A 15,885-nucleotide genomic window follows, 5' to 3' on the forward strand; every position below is an offset into this window, starting at 1 on the left:
ACAACATTATCAACTTTATTTTCAAATAATGTATTTAAGTACACAAACAGATTTGCTACCGAATGCATAAAAATTACAAAACTAAATTCTTGATTGAATATCCTAAATATTGTTCTAAAGAATAACTTTCAAGGTCAGGATCAACATCTACATCCTCCATTAATAATTGCAATTCACGATTATCAGAATAGGAATCAATAGCTTCATAAAATTTCAAACTAGTAAGTAGTTCAATAGTAGAAACATTTACTTGGTAGGTGTCTGCACTATCGTATCTTAAAAATAATTGGTCTTCAGATGTACCAGACTCTAGCTCTGGCTCTTCAACAATCTGATTCTCAATTAAAAGCCTTCTTTGACTCATGAGAAAACCAACACGATAAAGTAAACCATCTGATTTAGGATAAATTATTACTTTCCAAAAAAGAACTGGAAGCTTAATCGAAGTATCATTTACAGGAGTAACAAAAAAAGGATCATTATCGGAAAGAACAGGTCCCGTAAAAACAGAAACCCTCATGTTAAGAGATTTAGCTTCTGAGTGCAATACATAATCTTCAAGTGAACGCCAAACTCTTTGGTTTAGCTTTTTATGTTGTGGCACTGCATTGCTGTAGAAAAATGTTGAATCCGCAGCCGCCTGTGCTAACCCAGGAGACTCTCCCCATTGAACATCTTCCCTTTTAGTCATATGCCCTTTATCAAAGTCACTTTTTGCAGCACTGTAAAGCTCCCTTCCTAGTTGATATGGTTTTGCTCTATCATCTTTCTTCCAACTATTGGAACGGCTTGCTTTTTTAAATAGTGAACCGTCAATATTTGAAGCAGAATAAAACAAAAATTTTCTAGATGAAGATAAGAGAACACTAAAATTTATATAATGTAAAACATTGTTCTCTGTCCCAGGAACAACAGCAATATCTTGTTTTAACCTCTCATTGAGCTCTGGTAAAGATACCCTAATAGATTCTGGTCCAACATTAAGAAAATACTCATCATATCCATTATAAAGGTTCACTTGTGACATATCCTTATCTATTTAGATGCATTTTGAACAAAATCAATGATCCTGTTAATTTGAATGCCTTCATTTCTGAACTTAGCACCAAAGGGCAGGGGATCTTCATTGTTCTTACGATTACCACCACTATGGTGCAGAGCCACAACCTTCCAATCTGAATTAAAAACTGGCGCCCCAGAAGAACCTCTAAGAGTATCGGTAAGATATTGAACTACTCTATCGTCACAGTACGTGACAATATTATGATAAAGTGATATTTGCTTCATTTGCCCAGCTGGATGTTGAATGATATTAACATAATCATTCTTTTTAACCTCTGATTTTGATAGTAACAAATAGCCAAATTCTTCTAACGCTGCAGGCAAGCAATCCAATTTGAAAATACAAACATCTAAGTCGTTTACGGGTGAGAGAAGCCAGGGCCCACCCTCATCAATCTTAAAACTTTTTGAAGCTTTGGAATCACCGTTGGTATCTTGTTCAAAATTAAATATGATACGTGTACTAGAGATTCTATCTTTATTGTTAATTACATGATAGTTGGTCGCAAACAAAGATTCTCCATCTTCAGCAACTCTAAATAAAAAACCCGTACCTACATCAACATAACCATTGTATTTGATTTCAACTTTAGCGACTGACCTACTTGCAATTATACCTCGCTCAAGAAAATTAATTGGAAGTAGAGTATTAGAATCAAAGGTTAACTTTTCAAGTGTGTCTCTATCAACTCCATTCCAAGTTGACACATCATCAATATCAGGACTTAATGCATAATTCACCTCCTTTAATTCTAAAGCAGATAATAGAAAGGGGTTATCAGGATATGCCTTTAATACCGAACTTACAATATCATTTACCTTATTATGCTTTTTAGCCTCATTCAAGGTCTCACTCCACATATCTATTACTGAACCCTGCAAACGAATATTCTGAGGTTTAAGCCCGGCATCCCTAATGTACTTAAACACTCCGGTTTCATTAGGCACTAAATCACTTAGAACATCAGTTAATTGAGCAATTTTAATTGACATAATTTATTTAGCAAATGATTTCGGATATTCAAAAACGATTCTATCAATTAACAACTCAATTAGATTATTATCCAAACAGTAATTAATAAGCTGAGCGGACATATCTACAACCCTTCCCTCAGAAAGGACGGTAGGGTTAACTCCAATTGCGGTGGCAAGCCGTCTTATTGAAGCCATTGTTTCATAAAACTTAGGAACTATATTTATTAAATCATCCAAAACACCTTCTCCGAACCCATGCTTGACAATCCGGTTTCTAACAAGAGATAAATGAGCCCTTTCAGAAGGATCGCTGAAATCAGCAGGGCTCATATACCTACATTCAAAGTATGGCTGCACCAAATTACAATTTAAAAGATACCTTCCCCTTCTGTCATCTTTTAATCTATAGTAATCAAAAAATCTCTCCACATTACTATATTGCTCCCTTGCTTCACTATCAATAGACATAAAGACGAAATCGTATAAAACAGCATCAGCTCTTTCATACTCCATAATAGAAAAGGGTTGGTAAATAACAGGAATAAACTTTTGTCTAACTTTGACTTTTTTGATACTATCTAAAACAAAATACCCTCTAGGAATCCCCTTTGTTGAACTGAATTTTTGAGCCCAATTCAAAGACATAGGTTGCCATTTTAGATCATTTAAATCTACTAAATCTCCTTGTTCTAAAATTAAGGCATCATAAACTTCAGGAAACACAAGCACAGGTATACCTAAAGAGGCATTATGATTCGATGTAACTGAGATCAACCTCTTACCACTTTCATCAGGTGGCAACAACAAAGTACCTATTCCTCCTAATACTTTTTTTGATTTCCCTGAAGGCTGGAGTTCTATCCAATCTCTACTTTGTAGAGCAATCTCCTTTTGTGAATGCTTTCTTAACTCAGCAGAAGAACTCTGCCAATAAAGACCTGGGACCCTTGCTAACCAGTCAGAAACGACAAAATCATAAAGATTGAAACTTTTATTCCAATAATAACCAGGGTTTACTAAAACATCCTCCCAAAAGGACCTTTCACTATATATAACATGCCTGCCATCTTCATTTACAATTATCTTTATGTCCTCATGATTTAAAGAGACTAATTTATAATTCTCAATTGCCTCTAAAATACGAGCACCCTTAATCGCTTCAATTAAGCTCATTATAAAACCTAAATAAATTTTTTCCTTAATTCATAAACTAGCCTAAACTTTTGATTAGTTCCATAATCCTTTCTGATAGCTTCAAGTAAGTCTCCCATTGAAACATTCTTGTATGGTCCAGTTTTTAACTTCTTAAATAGGAAGCTCCAAGCATCTGAAGTAGTGCCTGTAGTGAATAAATCAGCTTCATTCCCGCCGCTTTTTCTCCACAAAGTAATTACAGACTGAATACTAGAATATAATTCAACCACAATATCTTCAGCACTATCCCACCAATCGTTTTTTGACACTTCGATATTTTTTAAAGTACCTGAAAAAGCATGTAGTGACCTATTAATAAAACTTATCAAAGATTGACACTCTTGAAGAGCAAATCTCCAATTAGAGCGCTTATTAGACTTATTGCTTATTATTTCAGCTGCAGTTGAATATCCTCGCTCATATACAAGTCTTCCAATTTGTTTTGCATCAATTATTGAAAGATGACCAGAATAAAAGAAAATATAGTCTGATATTACTTTTTCCCTTATATTTTGAAAAGTCCAAAATATAGGCAAAACAACCTTTATTTTCTGTGAATTATGATATAAGAAAACATCAAGCGCATGATACTCAATATACTTTGCCAATTTAATATCATTAGGCACAGAAAAGGAAGAATTCACACTGAGAGTATTCAATAATGCACTTGATGTTCTACTTAAATATTTTTCAACTATCCCACTAGGTAATACATTCAGCAACTTTGATCTATTTGAATAATCCAAAAGATTCCCAAAATCAGAGTTACCTATAAATACCAACAATTCTTCAATTACAAAAACACCAGATACTACAGCATCAAACAATTCATAGACTTTCTTTTTTGGCTGTCTAAAACTCTCCTTAATACTTAAACCTTTTTGCAGAGATACTAGCCAAATTTCCTGCCAATACTGGTTTGAAAAATCTATAGTTGCCAAGAAAGAAGGATGTGAGATACATATACTACCAGCTAATAATATCAACCTTTTATCACCAATCTTTAATGCCAACAATACCAATTGTAAAGGCTTCATTCCAGCAACCACTACATCTAATGCTTGATTACTCTCTTGACCAACATCTAACTTAAGAAGCTCTTCAACAACTTCCTCATTTGACATTTGAAAGGACAATATTTTGGCATAAAGTTTATAAAAGCTAAATTCAAGAGCAAACAAACGCAAAACATTCAAACTTGATGCAGATAAGTTTGAAGATATATTTTCCAATAAGTTACTCTCGACTTCTCTCTCTTTGGGAATAAAATCCTTTAATTCATTTAACAAACTAGGTTCAAAATTTATCCAATTCAACAAAACCAATGCTACCTTACCATCATTTTTATTCAAAAATTCAATTACCTTACCCTTTATCCAAATTGCCCACCAATTTTTTGAATACTTAGACTCTAGATATTGAAACAATATGCTATAATTATTTTTCTGAGACTGGCTTATTGAAAATAAGTTATTAGACAACCAGACATCCAAAGACATTAATATCTTCTCCCTACTCCCTTCAAAACTATCGATTTTGAAGTTTCTAATTACTGGCAACTCTTGAACACTAGCATCTAACAACAACAAACAAATTCTCTCCAAAATAACGGACTTAATTTGCAATGAATTAGCGCTATTTGGCGAATACTCTGCCACTACATGTGAAAGAGTATTAACTTTTTTTATATCCTTAACAGTATTTATATTTTCAAATGTTTTTATAATAATTGAAATTCTGGATAAATCCTCTTTACTAATATGCTTTAAGCCAACAGCTTTTTTAAAATTTTCAATTCTTTGTTTCGCAATAGCCTCACCCGCTAAAACTTGTTCTGACAAACCTGCCAGTACAAATTCTTCATTCTTTCTTACTACACAAAAGCCTTTATTAAAAAACTTATTCTCGATACTTTCTGGAACATTAATTAAATTAACATGGTCAATTGGAATTGAATCAACATTAAAATTTATACCAAAATTCAACCTTGACCTATCACCTTTATGAAGGATTTTCCACAACTTTATCAAACATAACTCGAATCCATCTTCCCCAACCCAAACAATGGTATTATTGAATTTATCATCATTGAAATACCCATGCACTACTTTATTAAATCTCCCTAAAAAATCGATATTATCAGGCTCCAAAGCGGCATTTACATTCAAATCTAAATGCAACGGTTCAAGCTTAACATCTTTATTAATAGTATTAGGTAGCAAGTTTATCAAGACACCAATATCCTCAATAAAATCAATATCAGACTTCTTCAATATCAATACATGAGAAAATGCTCTTCCTGGCCTTACATTAGGTGATCTATCCGGAAACGTTCTCATTACAAGGTAGAAGTCAGAATGCATAAAACCTCTAACTGTCGGACTCCAAAGAATTCCTCCAGTTTGATCCTGCATATCTGTTTTGAATGCAATACTTTTTGCAACAGCTGCATCACGCATGGAAGTATTTAATAAATCCCATGCTTTTTTAGAATTCTCACCGCAAATAGCTTGATGTATAACTATTCCCACTATAATGCTTCTAAAATTAACTCAGTTATATCATCAACTCTTCCACCTTCTTCATTGATTATATATCCAAATGCTTCGGGTCCATAAGTTTTATATTTTAACTTATTATCAGGATTATTAAGAGAAAAGCCTTGGGCAGACAAACCAAGCACCTTCACAGATTCCTTGCTCCAATTTGCTTCAATGAAATCTAACAACAAAGGCAGGTTTGACTTCAAAATATCTTTTGGCCTTTCATCCGTATTCAATTCATCCCAACAAGTCAAGGCTACTACTAACTTTACTTGATTATTATTAAAATGAAAATCATGACCTTTGGCATCAAGTAATATTTGCAATAACTCAATCAAAAACGATTGATCAGAAATTGTGAAAACAGAACCGAAATTATTCTCATCTTTATTGAGATATTCTTTAGTAACTGTAACATTTGATATATCTATTGACCTATCAATACTACTTAACCTAATAAACAGTAGCCAGTTATTACTACTCTTTATAGAATCTAGCCATTTTTTATCTAGATTTCTCTCCCTAATGATTTTATTGATTTGCTCTCCTCCATAATCTGGACAGGCTAAATCAATAATAACTTCATTAAATTTAATTGGCACAAATAGCATTAAGTTGCTTTCAGCTGGTGTTGATTGCGGCTCCTCACCATTAGCTAAGGAATCTCTAGCAGGTGCTATAGTAGTTAGATCATCTACTGGTTTATGCAACGTCAATTTACTTTTCCCTTTTCTTAACTTTGAATAGAATTGGGTTATAAACACAGTTTTTGAAGAATGCGGCCTTCCAATTAAAAGTATTGACTTGTTCATTTCCCTTTATAATTTAAAAACAAATCTTCATAATCATTCTTCACACTAACTATTGCTCCTTTATTAATTTTATCAACTTCGCTTAAGACTAAATCAATAACTTTTAGATTATTTACATGAACTTTACAATCTGGATCGTCCTCTGAAAAATTACTTATATCTATTTCAATATAATTCTTAAACAAATCATTCATCTCCTCCTTCAATGATTCTCTAATGATATGATTTACCTCCTTTTTACGCTCAGCTTTTGACCAAACAACAATAACTGGTCTTTCTCTTAGATCACTTATCAACATTTGAGCGATATCAACAATTTCAGTTTTTGCTATATTCATTCTATCAATTAAGTCTACACAATCGATAAAAAGAACAAAAGCGCTTGAAGTTGAATATATTTTCCTAGCGTTTTCTGCACTCGCATCATTTCTGTTCTGCGCCCATAGAGAAAAGACTTCGCCAGACGCATCTGACAACAATATATCCCTTAGAAGTCCATTCTCATCTTTTAACGCATAATGCAAAAGTCTATAGTATTCAAAAGGAGTAGGATCAGGAAACGAAACTTGATTTTTAAAAACTTTCAGCTTATGATATAGCTCCTCCCATCCTAATATGGTTTTGGTTCCAGCAAATTTGTACCCATCAAATTGACCTCCTCTTAATAAAAGAGTATACAACATTGCTAAAAAAGTAGTCTTTCCTGCATCTGCTTTTCCAACTATACCTATATAAATTGGCACACCTCTAGCATGTATTTTTGCAACATCTTCTACTTTAAAAGGATCACCACTCCAACTTACATTTGAATTATTTATCCTACTAGTTACTTTTTCTTTACGCTTAACTTCCTTAGAGTTATTTGCAATCCAGTACTGGCAGGTTTTATAATCTTCTTCGCCTTCGTGGCAATTTATAGGTGCAATGCAGTCTGAATTCGTACACTTTCCAACCTTCATGATTATATCAATTTAGCTGACTGCAAATCATGAAACAACCACAAGCCAAATTCGGATGGCCTCAATTTTACACCTAATGACACACCAACCTTCTTTTCAATTTCTCCGATTTTATATTTACCACTTATTAGGCCACCTATAAAATCCAATAAGCTTATCCTTTCATAACCATTATTTAATGGTTCATTTAAATTCTTTCTTATTAAGGCAACCTCATTGGATGATACTAACCCTTCAATCAATTCAACCAATAAGGACTCACCTTCTTCCATCTTCTGAACATCCCTTTGAACCTCTTTAATAAAATAGTCTACACTTTTTGGGAAAATTTGGGGCACTAAACTGTTCCCATCTAAAGCCAGTACTAGCGGTAGCGCAGAGCTAGAGATTTCATCGTAACCAACTTTTAACAAAACAGAAAACAGACTTTCTTTCCACCATAGCATTTGAGTCCTTAAGTGCAGCATTTTGTTTTGTTCTAATAACAAAGAGTATTTGCCTCCTATTACTTTGCTTATTGAAGAATTAATTTCTCCCTGAGGTATAGGTAGGCCTGGAGTCTGTTCACTTAGCATTCGCTTAACTTCATCACTTACTGCACTGGCTACCTCCCCAATCTTCATCAAGTCATTTGTTTTAGGCACAGACCAAGTTTTACTGGCATCTTGTTCTACCCTACTGCCTAAACCATTTAAAAACGTTTGAACTACATTTCTCTCTTTTTCAACTAGAGAAAAATATTTAGTCGTATTTCTTCCACTGAGCCATATTTTGTTAGCAACCTTCAAATCCTTTGAAATGAATTCTAAAGCTTCTAGTATTACAGCTCTGATAAATGTAACTGGGGTATCTTTAGTAAAGGACAGGAACGTTGGCCAGTTTTTCACTATCAATCCTTTAACCTCATCAATTATAGGATCCTCAATTGCTACTTTAGGGTCTAAGGCGACGCTTACAAAACTATTTATTGATTCTTTATTTTTTAATATTCTTTTTGACAATTCATCAGATGCTTTTTTAAGCCTTACAAAGTAACTATCATCTGTTATTATCAATACCTGTTCGTTAATCAACTCTTGTAGCATACCATATTATTTTATTATACTTATAAAACTATATATTTTAAAAATATAATAAAACTGTTTATATGTTATTTATGTTACAAGGATTTTAGTATTAATTATTTCTCTCAATACCGACTCCCCAATTCTTTAATTAAACGCAGAAAAACATGTTTTATTTATATTTATTTGCATTATAGTTAAACGTATTATATTTTATAATTGTGTTACCTAATCAAATTATGCCACATTTTGTAAAACAATGTTATCATCATAATATTCAATGCATATCTTTGGGCACCTTCCAAAATATTCTAATATACTCTGCTTTAGATAGTTGACCACATAACCTTCCTCATCTGCACGAACCAGAACTGAGTCATGGATGGTAAGGCCCCATATACCTTTCTCCCTCAATTCGGGCAACACCTTGCTAACAAAAAAGTTTGCCTCCAACCTCTGCATCATAATTGGCACCTTGGATTTCCTTCCATCCCCTTTATTGGATTGAACCCACTGCCATACGGATGGGAATCTTTGGGCAATGAAAGCACCTGCCTCAGTTAAAGGGGCAGCACTCTCAACATTGCTTTTCTTGTTGATATACCTGCTTCTGTAGATGTCTTGCATGACCTTTTTCTTCACCTTGTCCCTGCTCCCATAAGATGCGTATTGTCCCGTGAATTCCACAATGGCATCATAAAGGTCCGCACCTTCTACAAGCTCCAAGTAATCCAGCAAATCAGGTGGTGGAGTTCTTCCCTGTTCCTGATAGTCTTTCAGGATAGTCACCCCTAGTATCCATGGCTGACAGGTCTTTATATCAAGGTTAACTAAGCTGACAGGTGCTTCTATCCCGTCTCTGTACACTAATGCCCTCCTGGCCTCACGCTTTAGGTTTGTGATCGGGGAGTACAACCTGCCCCCTTTTTCATCCGTGAAAACGACCTTATCCTCAAGCCCTAGGTAAAGAGAAGTGAGTGAGTGGAACAGTTGACACTGCTTGGATAATTCGGTGTGACTAGTACCTTTTGGGTGAAACAGGGGGACACTATGAGGTATGAACAGTGTCTCCCTTACTTCTTCCCCTCCCTCCCTCTCCTCAACAGTGCCTACCATTGCTGCCCCCCCTTCTCCCCAGTGAGATTCAGTCCCCATGTTGGCCGCTGGTTCAGTGGTTCCAGATGAATAGGAGACCATAAAGTACTTCCCATTGCTGGATTCCAGCTTATCGGCCCAACCCGTGAGCTCATCCAGGGAGATGTTCAGCGTAAGGCGGCAAATCTCATCCAGCTTCCCTCTGTCGAATCCCAGTTTCTCAAGGTTCTTTATAGTGGCTACCCGACCGGGCTCCCTGTCGATCCCATTTCTTCTCCCTGCCCTCAGCAGGGAGAACCGTTTGATTTCAGCCATCCTCTTGTTGATGATAACCTGCTCCTGGAGTCTATAATAGTACTCATCAAGCCCTTCTATGTGGGCCGGGTTCAGGTGGTACTGGTAGCACTTACCCTCCCTATAAAACCCGTCATCCAGGATGAAGGCCCTTTTGGGGCTCTCGCAGAACTTCTTCAACTTTGCCCAGCTGACAGAGTTGCCTTTGCCGTAACGCTTTTCCATGGCCTCATTGGGTAGTGGAACTGAGCTTGTGACCGCTTTCCCTCTGTTGAGGTTCCTGCAGTAGATAGTAGACAGCAGCCACAGGACACCCTCCTTCCCCCTATGCTGAGCCCGCTCGGAACTGCCAAACACCTTGAACTCCCCGGCCCGGTAGGACAGCTCCACACGCCTGCCCATTGATGCCGGTATTTTTATTATGTGGCACTTAATATTTGTGGCTTTGCCTGAAATTGACATGTATGCAGAAGGCATTACCTCCTTGGCGATTATCTTTCTCCCCATTCCTACCCTCCTATTCTTCCAAATCCCCTCAACTGGTATTATATATTAGCCCCTTCCAATTCAGGGCTTCTCTAGCCCAATAATTGGTACCATCTTTTGGCACCATCATTCAGTGTAGATACAATCAGAAAGGGCCATCCAGCTATGTGATTCGATGCTCTATATATAAAACAAAAGAAAGCCTTGCATCGGCTGAACAGATGCAAGGCTTGTGATATGTACCAAGTTATTTATAGTTCGCAACAATCACCAATCAGCTCTTCAGCAAGCGTATGAGATCGATATGTAAAATCAACTACAGGCGATCTCAGTGAGAGTTTAATCCCTAATAAACTTTCTTCCCCCTTTAATAATTCATCTAAAACCATTGCAAGCTGATTCTGTCTTATTGATTTGCTTGAAATTAGTCCACCATCTACATATTGATGAAGTAAACTGGCAAGAAACCTTAGGAATGTTTCCCCGGGAAACTCATTGATTGTATCAGCTGCGACAAACATAACACTTTCCGCTTGCTCAACTATTTCGAATTTATGGAATGCCAGGTGTATACCTTCATCCCATTCTTTGCAATCTCCGCTCGGGTGGACATCAAGTAAGTAGAAGAACTGTTCTGACTTTTTCAACACAAAATTTGTAGCCTCAATTTTACTGCCCACAATCCTCTCAACTCTTCCCAAAGTCTCCATTCTCGAAAAATCCATGCTACCTCCTTTTTTTATTGTTATATCTTATTTTCAGGACAAAACTAAGTGATTCTTTACTTCAAAAAAAGCACGTCTCAACCAAACAACTGCCACAACTTACTATAAGACAATGCCTTACAAACATAAACGTTTATTTTTGTAAAGGCCCCTCAATAATCTTTATTTATTTATATTATATTTTTGGTTCAACTGCAAAAGTCCTGTCTTTAAGCCATCAATACTTAGCAGGACGTGCCTCAAAGTCGAGAAATGTAAATTCACTCATCTGAAAATTTAGGACAGTAATCGCTCAACCAGAAACTCAGTTGAGTGATTACTGAGGCTCCAAATTTAAGTTTTGAGACACAAGCGGGTAGGTGCCTTTTCTGGCCTTCACTTTAACTGAGAGTTGAAGTAATCACCTAACTGAAAACTCAGCCCATTTAATTTGCGACTGCATCTGATGTTCTCTATACTCTACAGTACAATTCTATACTGCTGAATACGGCTGCCGCAATTCTACTGGATTTAATGGCTTGGCTCTCCTTTTGAGCCAGAGTAATCAACCTCCTGAAAATTCAGTGCGTCAAAATTTTCACTACAACCAGAGTTACCCTCCTCTTAATTCTCACCAACATCCAGCATTGCTGATCTCCTCTCTACAAGTATTGATGAAGGCAAAAGAGGAACAGAAATGCTTAGGGGCGGCTGGGGCGCGGCAGCACAAGGCATGAGCCTTGGATTTGAATGAGAGTGCCTTACAACGCCTTACTTGATATTTCACTGCCCTGGCTTTTCAGGTGAGTAAATTTCAAGCCTCACCAGGTAGGCTCTGGAGGCAAAGCGTACATCTCCGTTTAGGTCCCAATGGAGTCTTTGTATTCATTCACCTCAAAATTGAGGGCAATGAAATTCACTCAACCGAAAATTCGGCTCAGTGAACGCTTCACCACAGTCTAGGTTTTTGATACTGTCTAATATGTGGGTGTGTCGCTTCCCGAATACGTCTGCCACGATTCTACTGGATGTAACGGCTTGGCTCTCCTTTGGAGTCAGAATATTCAACCAACTCAAAATTGAGTTCGTTGAATCGGCCAGCTGAAAATTCAACCCGTTAAGCTCTCCATTCAATCCCAAATTGAGGGCAGTAAATTCACTCAACTCAAAATTGAGTTCAGTAAAATCCATTCAGCTGAATTCTCAGGGCAATACAACTCCAGCCTCTTTTCTTGTTTTTTTGCAATTTTCCATGTTGCATTCCTGAAGTAATTGTTCTTTAAAAAGAATCTGCAAACTTTTCCAAGTTTTTACTAACGCAACCTCTTTTCCATCCCTATACTTTTTTGAAACTGGAATAAAGGGCTTGTCTGAACCGAGGCACAAGAAGGCAGCCACACCAACCAGGAACTGGAAGGAAAGCGGCACCTGCTTCATGGAAAGCGAACAGCCCAAAGGGGTTTACTTCATTTCTCCCGAAAAAATGATGAGCTGATAGGGATTGGCACCTGCTTCATGGGAAGCGAAAGTCAGATTCTGGAAGTTGTCGGACACTGTTACGCTCGCTTCCAGTCTTACGCCTAAGAGGTTTACCAGGAGGCAACCCAGCAAAGTTTCAGGGGGTAGGGGCACAACGGCTTGACGTGCTATGAAACGAGACTGTCAGAATCTTCGGCCCTTGTGTCTGACGGGACTCCAATACTCAGGAAGTATTGAGGTTAGCTGCCCCTCCAGCGCAAGCTCTGTTTGCCTTTAGGACAGCTACTCCAGCCTAGAAAGAACCTATTCTAACACAGTAGGAAGCTGAGTAAAACTGATTTTAACTGAGAGAAGGCAGTTGGCAAGAGGGATTGAGCAGAAGGAAACAGTAGGAAGAGTGAAAGGAGGGAAAGAATGGAATTGGAAGCAGGAGAATTTTTGACAATCAGTGCATTCGTGGCCAGGCCACGGGACAATGGGATTAGGGTAGACTGCCAGACGGTAGAGACCCTGATCAAACAAGATGACCTTGACGCAGAAAGGGGCACTGAGGGGAATTACCTCATTCCCGCAAGTGAGGTAAACCGTTTGGTAGTAGCGGTGCAGTGTACTACCAGTATTCAACCAGGTAAAATTTAGAAGAATGGAAAAAACAGCTACAGCAACATTAGAAAAGGATTATATCAAACTCCTGAAATGTAACCAGGTGTTAAACGAACGAGGCATAAGGTTCTCTCTCAGGGGAATTAGTATCCTACAGGCAATGGACAAGGTGGACACCATCAGAGATGAAAATGGCACTTGGTGGATTGCCAAGCATGAGATGCTTACCCGCATTCGGGAGAGCGGAAACCGTAAACTACCCCCAATTGAAGAAGGCTGGATTTCGCTGGAAAGCTATGTCTACCATCTCAGTGAGGCCGGAATCAAAGTAGAGGAAGGGAAAGTCTGCACCCAGATATTCTTCACCGGGTCCATAAAAGGCAAAAAAGATGATTACGGAAGGACCTTGATCAAGGCAGAAGAGCTGCAGAAAAAGATTGAAAAAGGGGTACAAAGTTTTTTTTAAAGATAAAGTTATGGCTACAATCACTACCAAAGAACAAAAATTTTATACGGTGTCACAGTTCAGCAAGGTACTTTCTGAGCAGGGTATTTTTATCGGTGGCCAGGGCATCAGAGACTACATAAAAGCTGGGCGTATTTCCGCAAGGAGAGACATTTTCCGGCCTAAGCTCTGGATGATTCCCCATACTGAATTAAACAGGCTTACAAACCAGGAATAGAAAATCAAACTTCATACTTGTTTCGCAAAAGGGGGCCTCTCTGGGGCTCCCCTTTGTTCTAAAGAAGTGCAAAACAAATAATTTGGGAGGGGAAGAAAAATGATAGCAAGCGGAATGAATTATGATAGACTCTCCTGTGAGATCAGGATTACCAGGGCAAACGGAGACCTTGTGAGGTTCTATCAAGCCGTTGAAATTGAGGTGGAAACCAGTATGGACACACTGACTGACAACTGCATTGTCACGCTACCGATGGACAACAGGTGGGTGGAGAAAGACAGCAACGGGTTCAACCAGTATCGAATGGTGTCTGGTGCTCAACCAGGCTTTTTTTCCATAGGGGACGAGATTGAGGTCTACTATGGCTACAACTTTAACAACACTCTGGAGTTCCAGGGATACATCACTGAGGTAGAGCCCAATTCTCCGTTGCGATTGATCTGCCAGGACAAGTCATGGAAATTGAAGAAGAACAGGCTCATGTTCAGCAAGCCAGGCCCTGTCCATCTAAAAGACATTCTCCCAATGCTGGTAGAGGGCACCGGGGTAGAGGTACACCCTCAGACGTATGAGCAGGACATCATTTTTGGGGGCCTGTCAGTTCCAGGTAAAACAACGGCTCAACTACTGGAGGAATGGCGTGGCATGGGCTTGATCAGTTTAATGAAAGAAGGGAAACTGGTAATAGGAAGGAGCTATTTCAGCTCTTCTGCAGGTGTGTATTCCACCTCAGAAACCAAAGGGTACACCCCCCCTGTATTGGCCACGAATGACAATGTGATTGAAGATGACCTGAGGATTGTCTCTATAGACTCAAGTGAAATTGCAATCAAGGCAGTGTCAATGCAGACCCGGAGCAATAAATCTCATAGTGTGACTCTGGTAAAGGACCCACAAACGCCTTCCAAAATGCTAGTGGTGGAGGTCCATGACGAGAGACTTACCAGGTCTCAGAACGAAGAGCGGCAAAGCAAGATCACCGCTCAGGTAGAGAAGAGGGGTGTTTTCCTGGAGGATTACTTTATCAAGACGCACCATGAAATCAACTTGGACAAGGACCAACTGATTGAGGCGGCAAAGGCTGTCTTTCCCAAGTATCTCAGGAGTGGCCTTAGTGGTAGTTTCACCTCCTTTGGAGACTATCCCTTAAGGGTAGCCGAAACCATCTGCTATCTGGACCCAAGATCACCAGACAAAAACGGTGAATATCTGGTAAGATCACTCCAGAAGAGTTGGGGGGCTGGAGGAATCAGGCAAAGGGTTGAAATACCCCACAAGATCAAAAACATTGGGTAAGGACGGGGTAGGTTTTGACTATCCCCTATCTCATTCCTGAAATAATAGTTTTAAAGGGGCTAATCTGCCCATTTAACTTTTGCCTACCCCTCATCTTGTGACTGCAGGTACTGGAGACTGAACACGGGCTAGGCCGGGAGAATCTGAGCTGAGATGATTTGGCCCAGGTCATCAATGAGGGAGGCACTACCCCAATCGTCAATGGCCAGGCCAATCTTTGCCTTCTTGAGGTGCTTCCTGTAGTGAGCCTTGTAATACTTCGCAAAAGGAAGGCGGTCTATCTCCCCATCGGTGGACACAAAGAGCCTCCAGGCCGCAAAGTTGGCATCTCCTACCAGGCTCTTGTGCAGGAACAGTTTTACGTAGGTTCTCAGGTACATCGTAGACATTGGGTACTGCTTGTTCATATTGCTATAGATTGTTCAATTGACTAATTCTAAAAGCTGGAAAAATGAGGTCCGGGGGAAAATGGAAATGGCCAAAAAAATGATTTCAAATTCAATCCCAAATGAATGGGCGGGGGTGGCTACCCTAAATTAAATCAGTGTCAAAAGCGTCAAATCAGGCCCAGCAATACACGTATACTTAAGGTCAGGAAGGTACCGGCCATCCGTATTTTTGAGAGGGTGGGGGGGG

Annotated in this window: 15 protein-coding genes; 3 read left to right on the forward strand and 12 right to left on the reverse strand. The window is 38.5% G+C overall.

Features of this window, described 5'->3' with window-relative positions; genetic code table 11:
* Positions 1-73 precede the first annotated feature (73 nt).
* From EFB08_RS17610 to EFB08_RS17660, 11 genes are all read right to left on the reverse strand, one after another.
* The gene (locus EFB08_RS17610) at positions 74-1,027 is read right to left on the reverse strand and encodes a DNA/RNA non-specific endonuclease (protein WP_123128291.1); all 954 of its coding nucleotides are present in this window, start codon (positions 1,025-1,027) and stop codon (positions 74-76) included.
* 8 nt (positions 1,028-1,035) lie between these two features.
* Positions 1,036-2,055, reverse strand: a complete 1,020-nt coding sequence (locus EFB08_RS17615; RefSeq protein ID WP_123128292.1) for a trypsin-like serine peptidase — start codon at positions 2,053-2,055, stop codon at positions 1,036-1,038.
* A gap of 3 nt (positions 2,056-2,058) precedes the next feature.
* Positions 2,059-3,210: a hypothetical protein gene (locus tag EFB08_RS17620; protein WP_123128293.1), complete on the reverse strand. Its 1,152-nt coding sequence runs from the start codon at positions 3,208-3,210 to the stop codon at positions 2,059-2,061.
* 8 nt (positions 3,211-3,218) lie between these two features.
* Positions 3,219-5,762 (reverse strand): GAP1-N1 domain-containing protein, encoded by a 2,544-nt coding sequence (locus tag EFB08_RS17625; RefSeq protein ID WP_125077781.1) that lies wholly within the window; start codon positions 5,760-5,762, stop codon positions 3,219-3,221.
* The gene (locus tag EFB08_RS17630) at positions 5,762-6,586 is read right to left on the reverse strand and encodes a TRAFAC clade GTPase domain-containing protein (RefSeq protein WP_123128295.1); all 825 of its coding nucleotides are present in this window, start codon (positions 6,584-6,586) and stop codon (positions 5,762-5,764) included. Before EFB08_RS17630 ends, EFB08_RS17625 begins: the two co-directional genes overlap by 1 nt.
* On the reverse strand, positions 6,583-7,545 hold the full coding sequence (locus EFB08_RS17635; protein ID WP_123128296.1) for a TRAFAC clade GTPase domain-containing protein: 963 nt from the start codon (positions 7,543-7,545) through the stop codon (positions 6,583-6,585). Before EFB08_RS17635 ends, EFB08_RS17630 begins: the two co-directional genes overlap by 4 nt.
* Before the next feature lie 2 nt (positions 7,546-7,547).
* Entirely contained in the window at positions 7,548-8,630 is a 1,083-nt protein-coding gene (locus tag EFB08_RS17640; protein WP_123128297.1) for a GTPase-associated system all-helical protein GASH, read from the reverse strand.
* A gap of 216 nt (positions 8,631-8,846) precedes the next feature.
* Positions 8,847-10,505: a hypothetical protein gene (locus EFB08_RS17645; RefSeq protein WP_123128298.1), complete on the reverse strand. Its 1,659-nt coding sequence runs from the start codon at positions 10,503-10,505 to the stop codon at positions 8,847-8,849.
* A gap of 230 nt (positions 10,506-10,735) precedes the next feature.
* The gene (locus EFB08_RS17650; RefSeq protein WP_123128299.1) at positions 10,736-11,209 is read right to left on the reverse strand and encodes a hypothetical protein; all 474 of its coding nucleotides are present in this window, start codon (positions 11,207-11,209) and stop codon (positions 10,736-10,738) included.
* A gap of 873 nt (positions 11,210-12,082) precedes the next feature.
* Positions 12,083-12,379 (reverse strand): Rha family transcriptional regulator, encoded by a 297-nt coding sequence (locus EFB08_RS24045; protein ID WP_123128300.1) that lies wholly within the window; start codon positions 12,377-12,379, stop codon positions 12,083-12,085.
* 12 nt (positions 12,380-12,391) lie between these two features.
* Positions 12,392-12,625, reverse strand: a complete 234-nt coding sequence (locus EFB08_RS17660; protein ID WP_123128301.1) for a hypothetical protein — start codon at positions 12,623-12,625, stop codon at positions 12,392-12,394.
* Positions 12,626-13,105: 480 nt separating this feature from the next.
* On the opposite strand from EFB08_RS17660, the gene EFB08_RS17665 reads away from it, so the two are divergent.
* The 3 genes from EFB08_RS17665 (at position 13,106) to EFB08_RS17680 (ending at position 15,249) form a co-directional block, all read left to right on the forward strand.
* Entirely contained in the window at positions 13,106-13,306 is a 201-nt protein-coding gene (locus EFB08_RS17665; RefSeq protein ID WP_125077782.1) for a hypothetical protein, read from the forward strand.
* A 124-nt stretch (positions 13,307-13,430) separates the two neighbouring features.
* Complete coding sequence (locus EFB08_RS17670; RefSeq protein WP_125077783.1) at positions 13,431-13,736, forward strand: hypothetical protein; 306 nt, start codon at positions 13,431-13,433, stop codon at positions 13,734-13,736.
* 430 nt (positions 13,737-14,166) lie between these two features.
* Positions 14,167-15,249 (forward strand): hypothetical protein, encoded by a 1,083-nt coding sequence (locus EFB08_RS17680; RefSeq protein ID WP_125077784.1) that lies wholly within the window; start codon positions 14,167-14,169, stop codon positions 15,247-15,249.
* A gap of 128 nt (positions 15,250-15,377) precedes the next feature.
* On the opposite strand, the gene EFB08_RS17685 is transcribed toward EFB08_RS17680, so the two are convergent.
* Positions 15,378-15,656 carry a hypothetical protein gene (locus tag EFB08_RS17685; RefSeq protein ID WP_123128306.1) on the reverse strand — a complete coding sequence of 93 codons (279 nt, stop codon included), beginning with the start codon at positions 15,654-15,656 and terminating at the stop codon, positions 15,378-15,380.
* Between the last annotated feature and the right edge of the window lie 229 nt (positions 15,657-15,885).

The organism is Rufibacter latericius, assembly GCF_003721515.1.
GTDB lineage: Bacteria > Bacteroidota > Bacteroidia > Cytophagales > Hymenobacteraceae > Nibribacter > Nibribacter latericius.